Annotated in this window: 15 protein-coding genes; 11 read left to right on the top strand and 4 right to left on the bottom strand. The window is 63.0% G+C overall.

Annotation, left to right across the window (positions count from 1 at the left end; all coding sequences use genetic code 11):
* Positions 1 to 9: 9 nt before the first annotated feature.
* From IAE40_RS19705 to IAE40_RS19695, 3 genes are all read left to right on the top strand, one after another.
* Positions 10 to 1,092 (top strand): 5-(carboxyamino)imidazole ribonucleotide synthase, encoded by a 1,083-nt coding sequence (locus IAE40_RS19705; RefSeq protein WP_065864617.1) that lies wholly within the window; start codon positions 10 to 12, stop codon positions 1,090 to 1,092.
* A 96-nt stretch (positions 1,093 to 1,188) separates the two neighbouring features.
* Positions 1,189 to 1,434: a GlsB/YeaQ/YmgE family stress response membrane protein gene (locus tag IAE40_RS19700; protein ID WP_054892962.1), complete on the top strand. Its 246-nt coding sequence runs from the start codon at positions 1,189 to 1,191 to the stop codon at positions 1,432 to 1,434.
* A gap of 48 nt (positions 1,435 to 1,482) precedes the next feature.
* Positions 1,483 to 2,016, top strand: a complete 534-nt coding sequence (locus IAE40_RS19695; RefSeq protein WP_200603724.1) for a DUF3299 domain-containing protein — start codon at positions 1,483 to 1,485, stop codon at positions 2,014 to 2,016.
* 186 nt (positions 2,017 to 2,202) lie between these two features.
* On the opposite strand, the gene IAE40_RS19690 is transcribed toward IAE40_RS19695, so the two are convergent.
* Together IAE40_RS19690 and IAE40_RS19685 are read right to left on the bottom strand one after the other, a co-directional pair.
* The gene (locus IAE40_RS19690; RefSeq protein ID WP_197891699.1) at positions 2,203 to 3,099 is read right to left on the bottom strand and encodes a D-hexose-6-phosphate mutarotase; all 897 of its coding nucleotides are present in this window, start codon (positions 3,097 to 3,099) and stop codon (positions 2,203 to 2,205) included.
* A 72-nt stretch (positions 3,100 to 3,171) separates the two neighbouring features.
* A complete protein-coding gene (locus IAE40_RS19685; RefSeq protein WP_003253317.1) occupies positions 3,172 to 3,570 on the bottom strand; it encodes an acyl-CoA thioesterase in 399 nt (132 codons plus the stop codon).
* Between the two features lie 356 nt (positions 3,571 to 3,926).
* Here IAE40_RS19685 and IAE40_RS19680 point away from each other — a divergent pair, with 356 nt between their 5' ends.
* The 8 genes from IAE40_RS19680 (at position 3,927) to IAE40_RS19645 (ending at position 14,311) form a co-directional block, all read left to right on the top strand.
* Positions 3,927 to 5,216: an MFS transporter gene (locus IAE40_RS19680; RefSeq protein ID WP_200603723.1), complete on the top strand. Its 1,290-nt coding sequence runs from the start codon at positions 3,927 to 3,929 to the stop codon at positions 5,214 to 5,216.
* Between the two features lie 153 nt (positions 5,217 to 5,369).
* Positions 5,370 to 6,350, top strand: a complete 981-nt coding sequence (locus IAE40_RS19675) for a phosphate ABC transporter substrate-binding protein PstS (RefSeq protein WP_054892958.1) — start codon at positions 5,370 to 5,372, stop codon at positions 6,348 to 6,350.
* Positions 6,351 to 6,494: 144 nt separating this feature from the next.
* Positions 6,495 to 8,783 carry an ABC transporter permease subunit gene (locus tag IAE40_RS19670; RefSeq protein ID WP_200603722.1) on the top strand — a complete coding sequence of 763 codons (2,289 nt, stop codon included), beginning with the start codon at positions 6,495 to 6,497 and terminating at the stop codon, positions 8,781 to 8,783.
* A gap of 17 nt (positions 8,784 to 8,800) precedes the next feature.
* Positions 8,801 to 10,471 carry a phosphate ABC transporter permease PstA gene (pstA, locus tag IAE40_RS19665; RefSeq protein ID WP_054892956.1) on the top strand — a complete coding sequence of 557 codons (1,671 nt, stop codon included), beginning with the start codon at positions 8,801 to 8,803 and terminating at the stop codon, positions 10,469 to 10,471.
* Positions 10,472 to 10,543: 72 nt separating this feature from the next.
* Positions 10,544 to 11,377: a phosphate ABC transporter ATP-binding protein PstB gene (pstB, locus tag IAE40_RS19660; RefSeq protein WP_054892955.1), complete on the top strand. Its 834-nt coding sequence runs from the start codon at positions 10,544 to 10,546 to the stop codon at positions 11,375 to 11,377.
* Positions 11,378 to 11,438: 61 nt separating this feature from the next.
* A complete protein-coding gene (gene phoU / locus IAE40_RS19655) occupies positions 11,439 to 12,209 on the top strand; it encodes a phosphate signaling complex protein PhoU (protein ID WP_153774182.1) in 771 nt (256 codons plus the stop codon).
* 162 nt (positions 12,210 to 12,371) lie between these two features.
* Positions 12,372 to 13,277, top strand: a complete 906-nt coding sequence (locus tag IAE40_RS19650) for a response regulator (protein ID WP_153774183.1) — start codon at positions 12,372 to 12,374, stop codon at positions 13,275 to 13,277.
* A 143-nt stretch (positions 13,278 to 13,420) separates the two neighbouring features.
* Positions 13,421 to 14,311, top strand: coding sequence for a M23 family metallopeptidase (locus tag IAE40_RS19645; protein WP_054894889.1), 891 nt, complete (start codon positions 13,421 to 13,423; stop codon positions 14,309 to 14,311).
* 9 nt (positions 14,312 to 14,320) lie between these two features.
* Here IAE40_RS19645 and IAE40_RS19640 read toward each other — a convergent pair whose 3' ends face one another.
* On the bottom strand, positions 14,321 to 15,661 hold the full coding sequence (locus tag IAE40_RS19640; protein WP_054894888.1) for a hemolysin family protein: 1,341 nt from the start codon (positions 15,659 to 15,661) through the stop codon (positions 14,321 to 14,323).
* 128 nt (positions 15,662 to 15,789) lie between these two features.
* On the bottom strand, positions 15,790 to 17,097 hold the full coding sequence (gene phoR / locus IAE40_RS19635; RefSeq protein WP_197891693.1) for a phosphate regulon sensor histidine kinase PhoR: 1,308 nt from the start codon (positions 17,095 to 17,097) through the stop codon (positions 15,790 to 15,792).
* Positions 17,098 to 17,140 lie beyond the last annotated feature (43 nt).

Here is a 17,140-nt window from a genome sequence, read left to right as displayed (position 1 = left end):
GCTGACGACATGAAGATCGGTGTAATCGGTGGCGGCCAACTGGGTCGCATGCTGGCCTTGGCGGGCACTCCGCTGGGCATGAACTTCGCCTTCCTCGACCCGGCACCGGACGCCTGCGCCGCTCCTCTGGGCGAGCACCTGCGTGCCGACTATGGCGACCAGGACCACCTGCGCCAACTGGCCGACGAAGTCGACCTGGTGACCTTCGAGTTCGAGAGCGTCCCGGCGGAAACCGTGGCCTTCCTGTCGCAGTTCGTGCCGGTCTACCCAAGCGCCGAAGCCCTGCGCATCGCGCGCGATCGCCTGTTCGAGAAGAGCATGTTCCGCGACCTGGGCATTCCGACCCCGGCCTTCGCCGACATCCTTTCGCAGGATGACCTCGACGCGGCAGTGGCCAGCATCGGCCTGCCGGCCGTGCTCAAGACCCGCACCCTGGGTTACGACGGCAAGGGCCAGAAGGTCCTGCGCAAGCCAGAAGACGTGGTCGGCACCTTCGCCGAGCTGGGCAGCGTCCCTTGCCTGCTGGAAGGCTTCGTGCCGTTCACCGGCGAAGTCTCGCTGGTTGCCGTGCGAGCCCGCGATGGCGAGACGCGCTTCTATCCGCTGGTGCACAACACCCATGACAGCGGCATCCTGCGCCTGTCGGTGGCAAGCGATGCGCATCCGCTGCAGGCGCTGGCTGAGGATTACGTCGGCCGTGTGCTGCACAAGCTCGACTATGTTGGCGTAATGGCGTTCGAGTTCTTCGAGGTCGACGGTGGCCTCAAGGCCAACGAGATCGCCCCCCGCGTGCACAACTCCGGGCACTGGACCATCGAAGGCGCCGAGTGCAGCCAGTTCGAGAACCATCTGCGGGCCGTCGCCGGCCTGCCGCTGGGCTCGACGGCCAAGGTCGGCGAGAGCGCCATGCTCAACTTCATCGGCGAAGTGCCTGCGGTCGACAAGGTCGTGGCCATCGACGACTGCCACCTGCATCACTATGGCAAGGCGTTCAAGGTGGGGCGCAAGGTCGGTCACGCCACCCTGCGCTGCAAGGACATGGTCACGCTCAAGGCCAAGATCGCCGAAGTAGAGGCGTTGATCGTCGGCTGATCGAACTTCTGCCTGCTGCAGGCCCTCTGAGATGGCAACACGCCAAAGCGCTGTCTAGGCTTTGGCGTGTTCCATCTTCACTGCAGAGGGATTGCCATGGGCATCATCGGAACCATCTTCATCGGCCTGATCGTCGGCTTGCTGGCGCGTTTCCTGAAACCCGGGGACGACAGCATGGGCTGGATCATGACCATTCTGCTCGGCATCGCCGGCTCCCTGGTGGCCACCTATGGCGGGCAGGCTCTGGGCATCTACCAGGCCGGACAGGCGGCGGGCTTCTTCGGTGCCCTGGTTGGCGCCATTGTGCTGCTGGTGATCTACGGATTCATCAAGAAGCGCTGAACACAGGCTAGAATGCGCGGCAATTCACTTGAGTTGCCGAGCATTGCCATGCGTGCGTTATTCCTTCTTCCCTTGTTGCTGGCCAGTACCCTGGCCCATGCCGAGCTGCCCGAAACCGACTGGCTGGAGTTGATGCCCAAGTCGGACCAGAAGGCTCTCGAACAGATGCCCGAGATCAATCACAACTCCCCCGAAGCCATGGGCACCTTCACCGCCAAGGGCGGCCTGAAGCAAAGCCAGGGCCTGCCGGCGGTGATGTATTCGACCAAGACCGTGGCGGCCATGAACGGCAAGCAGATCCGCCTGGGTGGCTATCCTGTGCCGCTGGAGAGCGATGCCAAGGGCAACAGCACCTTGTTCTTCCTCGTGCCTTATCCTGGGGCCTGCATCCACGTGCCGCCACCTCCGCCGAACCAGTTGGTGCTGGTGCGCTACCCAAAAGGGCTGAAGATCGCCGATATCTACACGCCGCTGTGGGTGACCGGTACGCTGAAGATCGAGAAGGTCAGCAATGACCTGGCCGATGCGGCCTATGCGCTGGACGCGGGGAAGGTGAGGGTGGTCGAGGACGCCGATCTTTGAGCCTGAACAGGTTTTTTTAGGAGCGGCGGTTCGGTGCCCCGACTTGCCCGCGAAAAAGACACCGCGCTGCCTGGCACGGGCTACGCCCGTGTTCGCGGGACAAGTCCGCTCCCACAGGGGATTGGGCTGACCTTTAGATTTTGAGCAAGACAGTTGCTCCTACGGACAGCGCGGTGTCCTGTCGAATCAGAGCGCTTCGCGGCCAATCACCACCCGCAGCACATGGCTGGCTCCAGGCTTGAGTTCCACCACGTCATCCCACACATTCGCCGTCTCCACGCACAGCATCCGCTGCCAGCCGTCGTCGGCCATGTCGGGCAGCTCGCGGGCGCGGTCGGTCCAGGGGTTCCAGATCACTGCACTGCGTGAGCCGGTGGCGTGCAAGGTGATGCGCCGCTTCCATTGCGGGTCGACGATCGCCAGGCGCTCGGGAGCGTTCAGGTAGATGCGGTCGGTCTCGCCGGCAAAGCCCAGCTTGCCTTGCTGGGTGCGCTGCTCCCAGCCCTCCAGAGTCTCGATATAAGGCAGCCCCTCGACGCCTTCCACGTGCACCTGGCGTACATCGCTGACGGCAAAGTAGCTGTGCAGTGCCTGGCTGAGCGTGACGCTGGCATCGCCCAGGTTGCGGCTGCAAAGCGAAACGTGCAGTTGTTCGCCGAGCTCTATCAGCAGGCGCAGCTCGACCTTGTGTGGCCAGTCTGGCAGTTGGCCCTGAGCCTCGGGCAGGTCGAACTCGATACGCAGGTTTTCACCGACTTCCTCGACGCCAAGCAACTGCCAGTCGCGTCCGCGCGCCAGGCCGTGGGCCGGTGCCTCGCTGCCGTGGTACATGGCCTTGACCGAATCGGGATTGCGCTGGAAGTTGCTGAACCATGGCCAGCATACCGGCACACCGGCGCGTACCGACTTGCCCTGGCGGAAGATCGCCTGGTCACTGAGCCACAGCAGGGGTTCGTCACCGATGGGCTGGTAGCTGAGAATCTGTGCGCCCTGCTGGGCGATGAGGAGTTCGGCATGCCGGCTGGTGATGCGCCAGCAGTTGAGTTCGCCGTGTTGCTCGGTGTCGACCTTGAAGGTTGCCATGCGCTCGTCTCGTTGATTGCAGGTGAGGCCGTTGGACCTCGAAGCCTGCAACGAGTTTACCGCGCGCCGGGCTCAGCGACGAGGTACGGAGCGGGTGCGGCCACTGCCGTCGATGGCCACGAAAACGAACACCGCCTCGGTGACTTTGCGCCATTCGCTGGACAGCGGGTCGTCGCTCCAGACCTCGACCATCATCTGGATCGAGCTGCGGCCGATCTCCAGGGTCTGCGTATAGAAGGACAGTTGCGCGCCCACGGCCACCGGCACCAGGAATGCCATGCGATCGATCGCCACGGTGGCCACACGGCCGCCAGCCACGCGGCTGGCCATGGCAGTACCGGCCAGGTCCATCTGGGCGACCAGCCAGCCGCCGAAGATATCGCCGAAGCCATTGGTTTCGCGCGGTAGCGCGGTGATCTGAAGGGCCAGGTCGCCCTGTGGGATAGGATCTTCTTGTTCGAGCTCAATCATGCCGTGGGGCCTCTGACCCGTGACGCTTCGTTGGTTGGCGCGGTGACGGACGCCCTGAAAAACGATTCAGCCAGAAACATACTACGCTGATTTCGCTCCGGTTGGCGGCCAAAGGGAAACTCTGCGAAACCGCCTGCACATAATGACCGGCGTTTTCGCACAACATCCCACATCGTAAACAACCTTTTCCTACGAAGAGCGCAGTATATAGACGGTATCGGCCAGCGACGACCGCACATTGGTGAATATCTGTAGAGTTTTTGTACCTCTATGAGCCATGCGCGGCAATTTGTTATCTTGCCCACTCCCGCGCCACAAGCCGCAGCACAAGCGGCCTGCCTTATAAGAGAACATCCATGACCTCCGTGCCGAGCAGTATCGAGCAGCCCTCGCGGCCGCTGACCCGCAGTGACTACAAGACCCTCTCACTGTCCGCCCTGGGCGGAGCTCTGGAGTTCTACGACTTCATCATCTTCGTGTTCTTCGCCACCGTGGTGGGCAAGCTGTTCTTCCCCGCCGACATGCCCGAATGGCTGCGCCTGATGCAGACCTTCGGCATCTTCGCCGCAGGTTACCTGGCACGCCCACTGGGCGGCATCATCATGGCGCACTTCGGTGACCTGCTCGGGCGCAAGAAGATGTTCACCCTGAGCATCTTCATGATGGCCTTGCCAACTCTGATCATGGGTCTGCTGCCGACTTATGCACAGGTCGGCCTGTGGGCGCCGATCCTGCTGCTGCTGATGCGCGTGGTGCAGGGCGCCGCCATCGGTGGCGAGGTGCCGGGCGCCTGGGTGTTCGTCTCCGAGCACGTACCGGAGCGCAATACCGGCTATGCCTGCGGCACCCTGACTGCTGGCCTGACTGCCGGCATCCTGCTGGGGTCGCTGGTGGCAACCCTGATCAACACCGTCTACAGCCCTGAAGAGGTGGCCGACTACGCCTGGCGGATCCCCTTCCTGCTCGGCGGTGTGTTCGGCCTGTTCGCCGTGTACCTGCGTCGTTGGCTGCACGAGACACCGGTGTTCGCCGAGATGCAGCAGCGCAAGGCGCTGGCCGAAGAGCTGCCGCTGCGTGCGGTACTGCGCGACCACCGTGGCGCGATCATCCTGTCGATGCTGCTGACCTGGTTGCTGTCGGCGGGCATCGTGGTGGTGATCCTGATGACCCCGGCGCTGCTGCAGAGCCTCTATCACGTCAGCCCCACCGATTCGCTCAAGGCCAACAGCCTGGCCATCGTCCTGCTCAGCCTCGGGTGCATCGGCGCCGGCAGCCTGGCCGACCGCTTCGGCGCGGGCCGCGTGTTCGTGATCGGCAGCCTGGCGCTGCTGGCTTCGTCCTGGGCGTTCTACCACAGCCTGCCGACCCGCCCTGACCTGCTGTTCCCGCTGTATGCGCTCACCGGGCTGTTCGTCGGTCTGGTTGGCGCGGTGCCCTATGTGATGGTCAAGGCCTTCCCGGCAGTGGTGCGCTTCAGCGGGTTGTCGTTCTCCTACAACGTTGCCTACGCGATCTTCGGTGGCCTGACGCCGATGGTGGTGACCGCCCTGCTCAAATTCAGCCCCATGGCACCGGCCTACTATGTGGCTGGCCTGTGCGCTGTTGGGCTGCTGGTCGGGATGTATCTGCTGATCAACAAGCGCTGAGTCGGTTTCTTGCGGCACCCGAAAGGCCATCCTCGGCAGCGATGATGGCCTTTCATCCATTTGTCACAATTAGGTCATATCGTGTTCATGCGGCCTGCCGATACTGGGCCCCGTTCCATCCAACACACCCAATATTCCTGCTAGGAGCAAGGCATGAAACTGAAGCGTTTGATGGCGGCCCTGACCTTTGCCGCCGCTGGCGTCGCTGCCGCCAACGCGGTCGCCGCTGTCGACCCTGCTATCCCGACCTACACCAAGACCACTGGCGTATCGGGCAACCTCTCCAGCGTCGGTTCCGACACTCTCGCGAACCTGATGACTCTGTGGGCCGAGGCCTACAAGAAGGAATATCCGAACGTAAACATCCAGATCCAGGCTGCCGGCTCGTCCACCGCGCCACCCGCGCTGACCGAAGGCACCGCCAACCTGGGCCCGATGAGCCGCAAGATGAAGGACGTCGAGCTGCAGGCCTTCGAGCAGAAGTACGGCTACAAGCCGACCGCCATCCCAGTCGCTGTCGACGCCCTGGCCGTGTTCGTGCACAAGGACAACCCGATCAAGGGCCTGACCATGGCTCAGGTCGACGCGATTTTCTCCTCCACCCGCCTGTGCGGTGGCAAGGCCGAGATCAAGACCTGGGGTGACGTCGGTGTGACCGGCGACCTGGCCAACAAGCCAATCCAGCTGTTTGGCCGCAACTCGGTATCGGGCACCTACGGCTACTTCAAGGAAGAAGCCCTGTGCAAAGGCGACTTCAAGCCTAACGTCAACGAACAACCTGGCTCGGCTTCGGTCGTGCAGTCGATCAGCTCCTCGCTGAACGGCATCGGCTACTCGGGTATCGGTTACAAGACCGCCAGCGTCAAGACCGTAGCCCTGGCCAAGAAGGAAGGCGGCGAGTTCATCGAAGATAACGAAGCCAACGCCCTGAACGGTACCTACCCGCTGTCGCGCTTCCTGTACGTGTACGTCAACAAGGCACCGAACAAGCCTCTGGCACCGCTGGAAGCCGAGTTCGTGAAGCTGGTCCTGTCGCAGGCAGGCCAGCAGGTCGTGGTGAAGGATGGCTACATCCCGCTGCCGGCCAAAGTGGTCGAGAAGACCCTGGGTGACCTGGGTCTGTCCCACAAGTAAGGCGTGTTGCCCGGAAGGGGTGGGCCAGTGGGTCGGCCCCTTCCACGACTTTCCCCAGTCCGAAGCCAGGTCTCCTGAGCGGCGGGCTTTTTTGCGTCACTACACTGTCATGTTTCTGTCATACGGGACCGCTAGGGTGTGCGCATGAATGATCTGGCCAATTCCACAATGACCCCAAATTCCCCTCCCGTGCGCATTGATTTCAATACGCCCGAGCTGCAACGCAAGCGCCGCATGCGCGCGTTGAAGGACCGCCTGACCCGCTGGTATGTCCTGGTGGGCGGGCTTGCCGTATTGGCAGCCATTACCTTGATCTTCTTCTATCTGGCCTACGTGGTACTGCCGCTGTTCCAGGGCGCGGAGCTGACCAGCAAGAAGGCCCTTGAGCCGACCTGGTTGCAGCAGGATGCCGGTAAGCCGCTGATGATCGCCCTCGAGGAGCAGAACCTCGTGGGCATGCGTGTTTCCGACAAGGGCCAGGCACTGTTCTTCGATACCAAGACCGGTGCCGAGATCAAGCGCGTCGACCTGCCGCTGCCGGCGGGCACCACGGTCAGTTCGATCGGCACCGACCAGCCGGGCAGTCCGCTGGTGGTGCTGGGGTTGTCTAATGGCCAGGCGCTGGTGTTCCACCACACCTACAAGATCACCTATCCGGACAACAAGAAGACCATCAACGCGGGCATCGACTACCCCTATGGTCAGGATCCTTTCGCCCTCGACGAACAGGGTCGTGCGCTGGAGCACGTGAGCGTCAACCTCAATGGCGACACCCTGCTGCTGGCCGGCTCCACCGGCGCGCAATTGCAGGTGATCGAGCTGTCGCGCACTGAAAACATGATGACCGGTGAGACCACCACCGAACAGAACCGCATCGCGCTGCCGCAGATGACCCAGACGGTGAAGAACATCTTCATCGACCCGCGCCAGCAGTGGTTGTACGTGGTCAACGGTCGCGCCACCGCCGATGTCTTCAGCCTGCGGGACAAGAGCCTCAACGGTCGCTACAAGCTGCTCGAAGATGGCAACGCCGAAATCACCGCCAGTGGCCAGCTGGTCGGTGGTATCTCGCTGATCTTCGGCGACTCCAAGGGTGGCCTGAGCCAATGGTTCATGGCCCGCGACCCGGATGGCGAGTCGCGCTTCAAGCTGATCCGCAGCTTCCAGTTGGGCAAGGCACCGATCGCCCAGATCGATGCCGAGGAGCGTCGCAAGGGCTTCATCGCCCTGGACAACGACGGCATGCTTGGTGTGTTCCACAGCACCGCGCACCGTACCCTGCTGGTCGAGCCGGTCGCCGATGGCGCCGGTGTGCTGGCCCTGTCGCCACGCGCCAACCGCATCATGATCGAAGAAGGCGGCAAGCTGCTGCCACTGAGCCTGCGCAACCCGCACCCTGAAGTGTCCTTCAGTGCGCTGTGGGGCAAGGTCTGGTACGAGAACTACGACGAACCGAAGTACGTCTGGCAGTCGACCGCCTCCAACACCGATTTCGAACCCAAGCTGAGCCTGTCGCCGCTGACCTTCGGTACGCTCAAGGCCGCGTTCTACGCGATGATCCTGGCGGCACCCCTGGCTATTGCCGCGGCCATCTACACCGCCTACTTCATGGCGCCGGGCATGCGTCGCAAGGTCAAGCCGGTGATCGAGCTGATGGAAGCGATGCCGACGGTGATCCTCGGCTTTTTCGCCGGCCTGTTCCTGGCGCCGTATCTTGAGGGCCACCTGCCGGGCGTGTTCAGCCTGTTGCTGATCCTGCCGATTGGCATCCTGGTCGCCGGCTTCTCCTGGAGCCGCCTGCCAGAGTCGATCCGCCAGCGCATTCCGGATGGCTGGGAAGCGGCGATCCTGATCCCGGTGATCCTGGCGATCGGCTGGTTCGCGCTGTCCATGAGCCCGTTCCTGGAGAGCTGGTTCTTCGGCGGCGACATGCGCCTGTGGATCAGCCACGACATGGGCATCACCTATGACCAGCGCAACGCCCTGGTGGTGGGTATCGCCATGGGCTTCGCAGTGATTCCGAACATCTACTCGATCGCCGAAGACGCCGTGTTCAGCGTACCGCGCAGCCTCACGCTGGGCTCGCTGGCGCTGGGCGCGACGCCTTGGCAGACCCTGACCCGCGTGGTCATCCTCACCGCAAGCCCGGGCATCTTCTCGGCGCTGATGATCGGCATGGGCCGGGCGGTGGGCGAGACCATGATCGTGCTCATGGCCACCGGCAACACCCCGGTGATGGAACTGAACCTGTTCGAGGGCATGCGCACCCTGGCCGCCAACGTGGCCGTGGAAATGCCCGAGTCGGAAGTCGGCGGCAGCCACTATCGTGTGCTGTTCCTCGCCGCCCTCGTGCTGCTGATGTTCACCTTCATCATGAACACCTTGGCCGAGCTGATTCGCCAGCGTCTGCGCAAGAAATACTCGTCGCTTTGATAGAAAGGTAGAGATCCGTGAAAAAGGATTCCCTCAAAGGCTGGTTCAAGAGCGGTGCGCCGGGCGTGTGGATCAGCGGTGGCGCGGTCGCCATGGCGGTGATCATGACCGTCGGCCTGCTCGCCGTGATCGCTGTTCGCGGCCTGGGCCACTTCTGGCCGGCCGACTTGGTCCAGGCCACCTACAAGGTGCCCGGCCAGGCCGATCATGTGATCGTCGGCGAAGTGGTGCAGAAGGAAGAAGTCCCGCGCGAGCGCCTCAAGAGCGCTGGCCTGCCGGTACCTGACCAGGGGCCGGAGTTCATGACCCGCGAGCTGGTCAAGGTCGGAAACCGCGACCTCAACGGCAGCGACTTCACCTGGCTGGTCGGCGAATGGCTGGTGGACCAGAGCAAGCCTGCCGACCTGATTGCCCTGGAGCGCCGCGAGTGGGGCAACTTCTATGGTTACCTGGTCAGCGTGAAGGAAGAAGGTCGTGTGGTCGCCGAAGGCCCGAGCGCCTGGAACGAACTGCAGAGCCGCCTCAAGCGCGCCAGCGACCTGAACGACCAACTGGTGTCGCTCGAGAAGAAAGACATCGGCTCCATCAACCACGGCCTCGAACGCCTGCGCCTGCACAGCCGCAAGCTGGAGCTGCAGGGCAAGCTGGATGCGGCCGCCCAGGCCGATATCGAGTCTGAACGCGCAGAGCTGAACAGCCGCTACAAGACCATCGAGGAGCGCCTGACCGGCCTGCACCAGGCCTTCGCCCGCGACAGCCTGGTGGCCCGCGACGCCAACGGCCGCCAGGTGGAGATCAACCTGAGCAAGGTGGTGCATGCCATCCAGCCGAACGGCATGTCGGCGATGACCAAGATGGGCGCCTACTTCAGCAAGGTCTGGGAGTTCCTCAGCGACGACCCGCGTGAAGCCAACACCGAAGGCGGCATCTTCCCGGCCATCTTCGGCACGGTGATGATGACCCTGATCATGGCCGTGATCGTCACCCCCTTTGGCGTGCTGGCGGCGGTCTACCTGCGCGAATACGCCAGGCAAGGCCCGGTTACGCGTCTGATCCGCATCGCGGTGAACAACCTGGCCGGCGTGCCGGCGATCGTCTATGGCGTATTCGGCCTGGGCTTCTTCGTGTACGTGCTGGGTGGCTCGATCGACCGGCTGTTCTTCCCCGAATCGCTACCGGCGCCTACGCTGGGCACGCCAGGCTTGTTGTGGGCCTCGCTGACCCTGGCGCTGCTGGCGGTTCCTGTGGTGATCGTCGCCACTGAAGAAGGCCTGGCGCGGATTCCGCGTACCGTGCGCGAGGGCTCGTTGGCCCTGGGTGCGACCAAGGCCGAGACGCTGTGGAAAATCGTACTGCCGATGGCCAGCCCGGCGATGATGACCGGCATGATTCTCGCCGTGGCGCGCGCCGCAGGCGAGGTGGCGCCGCTGATGCTGGTGGGTGTAGTGAAACTGGCGCCATCGCTGCCGGTGGACGGCAACTACCCTTACCTGCACCTCGACCAGAAGATCATGCACCTGGGCTTCCACATCTACGACGTCGGCTTCCAGAGCCCCAACGTCGAGGCCGCGCGACCGCTGGTCTACGCCACGGCGCTGCTGCTGGTACTGGTGATCGCGACCCTCAACCTCTCGGCGGTGTGGATCCGTAACCACCTGCGCGAGAAGTACAAGGCGCTCGACAGCTGATCCTGATTGCAAGTGAGCCGCCCACGGTATGGGCGGCTCTTTGAAACGAATTGATAGCGTATGGAGTTGACCATGCAGCAAGAATCCCACTCCCACGGCATCGACATGTCGGCCCTGGGCCGCGACAAGCAGAGCCTGCGCCTGGCCGAAGAGACCGTGGCCATCGAAGTCCCGGGCCTGTCGCTGTTCTACGGCGACAAGCAGGCGCTGTTCGATGTACAGATGAACATCCCCAAACAGCGCGTGACCGCCTTCATTGGTCCGTCCGGCTGCGGCAAGTCCACGCTGCTGCGCACCTTCAACCGCATGAACGACCTGGTCGATGGTTGCCGCGTGGAAGGCGCCATCAACCTGTACGGCAACAACATCTACCGCAAGGGCGAAGATGTGGCCGAGTTGCGTCGCCGGGTGGGCATGGTGTTCCAGAAGCCCAACCCGTTCCCCAAGACCATCTACGAGAACGTGGTCTACGGCCTGCGTATCCAGGGTATCAACAAGAAGCGCGTGCTCGACGAAGCGGTCGAGTGGGCGCTCAAGGGCGCGGCGCTGTGGGATGAGGTCAAGGACCGCCTGCACGACTCGGCGCTGGGGCTGTCCGGTGGTCAGCAGCAGCGTCTGGTGATCGCCCGTACCATCGCCGTAGAGCCCGAGGTCCTGCTGCTCGACGAGCCTTGCTCGGCACTGGACCCGATTTCCACGCTGAAGGTCGAAGAGCTGATCTACGAGCTGAAGTCCAAGTACACCATCGTCATCGTGACCCACAACATGCAGCAGGCGGCGCGCGTCTCCGACTACACCGCCTTCATGTACATGGGCAAGCTGATCGAATTCGGTGATACCGACACGCTCTTCACCAATCCGGCGAAGAAGCAGACCGAAGACTACATTACCGGGCGTTACGGCTAGCAGCGTGGCAATTCGGCGCCCCGACAAGCCCGCTCCTACAGGATTCAGGGACTAGAGAACGATGATCAACAAAGAAAGCCTTACCCATCACATCTCCCAGCAGTTCAACGCCGAGCTCGAGGAAGTGCGCAGCCACCTGCTGGCGATGGGGGGCCTGGTCGAGAAGCAGGTCAACGATGCCGTGACTGCGCTGATCGAAGCCGATTCGGGCCTGGCCCAGCAGGTGCGTGAGGTCGATGAACAGATCAACCAGATGGAGCGCAACATCGACGAGGAATGCGTACGCATCCTCGCCCGTCGCCAGCCTGCGGCGTCCGACCTGCGTCTGATCATCAGCATCTCCAAGTCGGTGATCGACCTGGAGCGCATCGGTGACGAGTCGACCAAGATCGCCCGCCGCGCCATTCAGCTGTGCGAGGAAGGCGAGTCGCCCCGTGGCTACGTCGAGGTGCGTCACATCGGCGACCAGGTGCGCAACATGGTCCGCGATGCACTGGACGCCTTCGCCCGTTTCGACGCCGAGCTGGCACTGTCGGTGGCCCAGTACGACAAGACCATCGACCGCGAATACAAGACCGCGCTGCGCGAGCTGGTCACCTACATGATGGAAGACCCCCGATCGATCTCGCGGGTATTGAGCGTCATCTGGGCCCTGCGCTCGCTGGAGCGTATCGGCGACCACGCCCGCAATATCTCGGAGCTGGTGATCTACCTGGTGCGTGGCACCGATGTACGCCACATGGGCCTCAAGCGCATGAAGGCCGAGGTCGAGGGCGACACTTCCGGCTCTGCCGAAAAGGCTAATGTTCCGGGCGAATCGGACGATAAGTAATATTGCTCCCGAGCATCAACGCCCGGCCTCGTCCGGGCGTTTTCGTTTGTGGCAGATACAGCAGGCACCCGCGAACAGTCTTGAAACGTCCCGGCGTGACCAGTGGTTTGGCAAATTGCCATCAGTCGGCGGTATGCTAGTCGGGATTCAAGAGGAGTATCGATGAGTAAAGTCAATGTGCTGGTCGTGGACGATGCGCCGTTCATCCGCGACCTGGTGAGGAAGTGCCTGCGCAATGCCTTCCCGGGCATGGTCATCGAAGACGCGGTCAATGGCCGCAAGGCCATGGCCATGCTGAGCAAGGAACGTTTCGACCTGGTCCTGTGCGACTGGGAGATGCCGGAGATGTCCGGCCTCGAACTGCTGACCTGGTGTCGCCAGCAGGAAGAAATGAAAGCCCTGCAGTTCATCATGGTGACCAGCCGTGGTGACAAGGAAAACGTGATTCAGGCCATTCAGGCTGGCGTCTCCGACTTCGTTGGCAAGCCGTTCACCAACGAACAGTTGCTGACCAAGGTGAAAAAGTCCCTGGCCAAGATCGGCAAGCTCGAGGCCCTGATGGCGGGAGCGCCGGCGCGAGTCAATTCGGCCTTTGCCAACGATTCGCTGAGTGCCCTGACCGGCGGCAAGCCCGAAGCCGTGAAGGTCGCGCCAACGCCTGCGTCGGCTGCCGCTAGCAAACCGCTGATCAGCGCACCGCCACCGCAGAGCGCTGCCGCTGCAGCCCAGTCCGGGAGAGGTCAGGGGCAGCTGCGCCTTTCCAGCGGTACTCAGCCCTGCGTGATCAAGGCCCTCAGCCTCAAGGAAGCGCTGTTGGTGGTGCGCCGCAGTGCTGCTCTGCCGCAGGTGCTCGAAGGTGCGGTGCTCGATCTGGAGCAGGGTGAGAACGCCGAGGTCGCACGGTTGAACGGTTACCTGCATGCCATCGCCGCGCTCGAGCCCAAGCCTGAGAGCGACTGGCTGCAACTGACGTTCAAGTTCGTCGATCAGGATGCACAGAAGCTCGATTACCTGTCGCGATTGATCGCCCGCGGTACTGCGCAGAAGCACTTCACGCCGGGCGGTTGATCCGCTGTTCCACCCTCCGGTAAGAGCGGCACAAGGCCGCTCTTACCGCTTCAGATTCGAAGCGGCCACCCGACCAACTGTCATTCCCCCGGGATAACTCGCTGCTAGGCTCAAGGCATAACAACTGTCAAAAAGCCACCATCATGCGCGCCTGCCTGTTGCTGTCCCTGCTCTTGGCTTCGGCACCGGGCATGGCCATGACCCTCTACAGCACCACCGACACCTTCGGCGTTGCGTCCTATTCCTACCAGCCCAGCCCCGGTGCGCGCGCAATGGCCCTGCGCGAGCCGATGGTCGAGCGTCTCGACGATCAGGTCCGTCTGCAGCCCGAAACCTTTGCCGGGGGCGTGCGTTTCCTGGCGCGCAATGATCTGTTCGCCCCAGTGGAGGTCGAACTGCGTCTGGAAGGCCTGGGCAACGCCCGCGACGGTAACGCGCCGCGTATCGTGCGACGGGTGCTGGCGCCGCGCTCCACACAGGTGCTGAGCGTGTTGCTGGCGCGTTCTGGCGGCCAACTGAAATACCGCGCCAAGCTGCGTCACGCCCTCGGCGACCCCGCGCAGCGCCCGCAAGCCTACCGCTATCCCTTTCCCTGGCGCGGCGGTCCGTTCCGGCTGAGCCAAGGGCCCAACGGCCGCTTCAGCCATTTTGGCGCGAAGGGCCGCTATGCCATGGACATCGCCATGCCAGAGGGCACGCCGATCATTGCCGCTCGGGGCGGCGTGGTGGTCAAGGTGGAAAACCGCCAGAGCGGACGTGGCAACAACCCTTCGGGCAACTTCGTGCGGATCCTGCACGCAGACGGCACCATGGGGGTGTACCTGCACTTGATGCGGGGTTCCGTGGTGGTGAGCGAGGGGCAGCGGGTGGGGCAGGGTGAGATGCTGGGCAAGTCTGGCAACACCGGCAACAGCAGCGGGCCACACCTGCATTTCGTGGTGCAGCGCAACGTGGGGCTGGCGCTGGAGTCGATTCCCTACCGTTTCGACCGTCCGATTGGCGGACTACCGGACTTCACGGCAGGGAATCCATGAACAGCGTCGTCAGTCGAGCTTCAGCACCTTGGCCAGGACAATCTTCGGCCCTTTCATCTTCTTGATGATGATGCGCAGGCCTTCGACTTCCAGCACTTCCTCTTCCTCGGGCACGCGCTTGAGCGACTCGTAGACCAGGCCTGCGAGGGTCTCGGCCTCGATGTGGTCAAGGTCGACGCCCAGCAGGCGTTCGACCTTGAACAGCGGCGTGTCGCCCCGCACCAGCAGCTTGCCCGGCTGATAGGCAAGGATGCCGCGTTCGGCTTTGCGGTGTTCGTCCTGGATATCGCCGACCAGCACTTCCAGCACGTCTTCCATGGTCAGGTAGCCGATCACCTTGCCATCGGCTTCCTCGACCAGCACGAAATGCGCACCGCCCTTGCGGAACTGCTCGAGCAGCTGCGACAGCGGCATGTGTCGCGATACGCGTTCCAACGGCCGCGCCAGGTCTTCCAGGTCGATGCTTTCAGGAAGGTGGTCCAGCTCGGCCAGCTCCAGCAGAAGGTCCTTGATGTGCAGCAGGCCGGTGAACTCTTCGCGCTCGGCGTCATACACCGGGTAACGGCTGAACTTGTGGCGACGGAACATCGCCAGGATGTTCTTCAGCGGCGCCTTGGCATCGAGCACCACCATGTCTTCACGGGAGTTGGCCCAGTCGACCACCTCCAGCTCACCCATTTCCACCGCCGAGGCCAGCACGCGCATGCCCTGGTCGCTTGGGTCCTGGCCGCGGCTGGAGTGCAGGATCAGCTTGAGCTCTTCACGGCTGTAGTGGTGTTCATGGTGCGGCCCGGGCTCGCCCTGGCCGGCGATGCGCAGGATGGTGTTGGCGCTGGCGTTGAGCAGGTAGATCGCCGGGTACATCAGCCAGTAGAACAGGTACAGCGGCACTGCCGTCCACAGCGACAGCAGCTCGGGCTTGCGGATCGCCCAGGATTTGGGTGCCAGTTCGCCGACCACGATGTGCAGGTACGAGATCACGAAGAAGGCGACGAAGAACGACACGGCCTTGATCAGTTCCGGGCTGTCGACGCCCAGATAGGCCAGCAGCGGTTCGAGCAGGTGGGCGAAGGCCGGCTCTCCGACCCAGCCCAGGCCCAGCGAGGCCAGGGTGATGCCCAATTGGCAGGCCGACAGGTAGGCGTCGAGCTGGTTGTGTACCTTGCGCAGGATGCTGCCGCGCCAGCCGTGCAGCTCGGCGATGGATTCGACGCGGGTAGAGCGCAGCTTGACCATGGCGAACTCGGCGGCAACGAAGAAGCCATTGAGAACTACCAGGAACAGGGCAAAGAGAATCATGCCGAAATCGGCGAATAGAGAAGCGAGGCTGATACCAGGGGAAGGGTCCATGATGGAGTTTTTACGGGGTCCGTCTTTGAAAGAGAGAGAAAAAAAGTGCCAGCTCTAGCTGGCACAGGGGATCCAATGTAGCGGCTGAAGCTGCAAAAGCAAAGGGGATGGTTTTTGCTCGCCGATTCTCAGCTGCGATTTACCGCCAATTGTGCCGGCGCAAAATGACAGGTGAACGTGCTGCCATGACCCGGCACGCTACTGATTTCCAGCTTGCCGCGATGGCGCATCAGCACATGCTTGACGATCGCCAGGCCCAGCCCGGTGCCGCCTGTGTTGGAGGCACGGCTGGAGTCGACTCGGTAGAAGCGTTCGGTCAGGCGCGGCAGGTGCTTGGCGTCGATGCCCACCCCGGAGTCCTGCACGCTCAGGTGTGCCCCCTGCTCGTCGGCCCACCAGCGGATGCGAATGGTGCCTTCCTCCTGGGTGTACTTGACCGCATTGAACACCAGGTTGGAGAAGGCGCTGCGCAGTTCCGATTCGCTGCCTTTCAGGCGCAGGCCCGGCGCGGCTTCCAGGGAGATGTTCTGGCGCTTGGGCCCGGACAGCGCCTGGGCGTCACCCTTGATCGACTGCAGCAAAGTATCCACCGCCACCGGCTGATTGTCCGAGGGATAGTCGGTCGCTTCCAACTTGGCCAGTAACAACAGGTCGTTGAGCAGGGTCTGCATGCGCGAGCCTTGCTGGCTCATCTGCTGCAGCGCGCGAGCCCAGCGCGGGTTCACGTCCTCGACGTTATCCAGCAGCGTCTCGAGGTAGCCGGCGATCACCGTCAGCGGCGTGCGCAGTTCGTGGGAGACGTTGGCGACGAAGTCCTTGCGCATCTGTTCGAGCTGGTGGATGCGGGTTACATCGCGCACCAGCATCAGGTGCTCGTTGTTGCCGTAGCGGGTGATGTGCAGTTGCACGCGCAGGCGGTCGTTGATTGGTGAGGGGATTTCCAGCGGTTCGATGTAGTTTTCCGCTTCGAAGTATTCCTTGAAGCGCGGATGACGGACCAGGTTGGTGACCGGTTGCCCGCCATCTTGGGGCGTCTTGAAGCCCAGCAGGGTCTCGGCGGCGCGGTTCCACCACTCCAGGTTGCCATCGCTGTCGAGCATGATCACCGCATCGCGCAGGGCAGCGGTGGACTCTTGGACTCGGTCGATCACCGCTTGCAGGCGCCCGCGGACACGCTGGTCGCGGCGCTGCAGGTGGTAGATGCTGTCGAACACTTCGCCCCACAGCCCGTAGCCGTCCGGCGGCGCCTCGTCGGGCTGGTGGTTGCGCAGCCATTCGTGCAGGCGCAGCAACTGCTTCAGGGTCCAGCCCAGGTAGAGCGCCAGGCCAACCGCCAGGCTCCAGCCGTATTGCCCGCTGATCAGCCCGCCGAGCAGGCAGACGCTGATCAGCAGGAGCAGGTGGCGAATCAGGGTCGCGTGCCAGTTCGGGTTCAATTCACAGTCCTTGTACAGCGGCTTGCAGTGAAGCGTGCGGGCG

This window comes from Pseudomonas sp. S44 (assembly GCF_016624805.1).
In the GTDB taxonomy this organism is placed as follows: Bacteria; Pseudomonadota; Gammaproteobacteria; order Pseudomonadales; family Pseudomonadaceae; genus Aquipseudomonas; species Aquipseudomonas machongensis.
The sequence above is the reverse complement of the archived record's forward strand: the minus strand, read 5'-3'. Positions and strand labels throughout refer to the sequence as shown.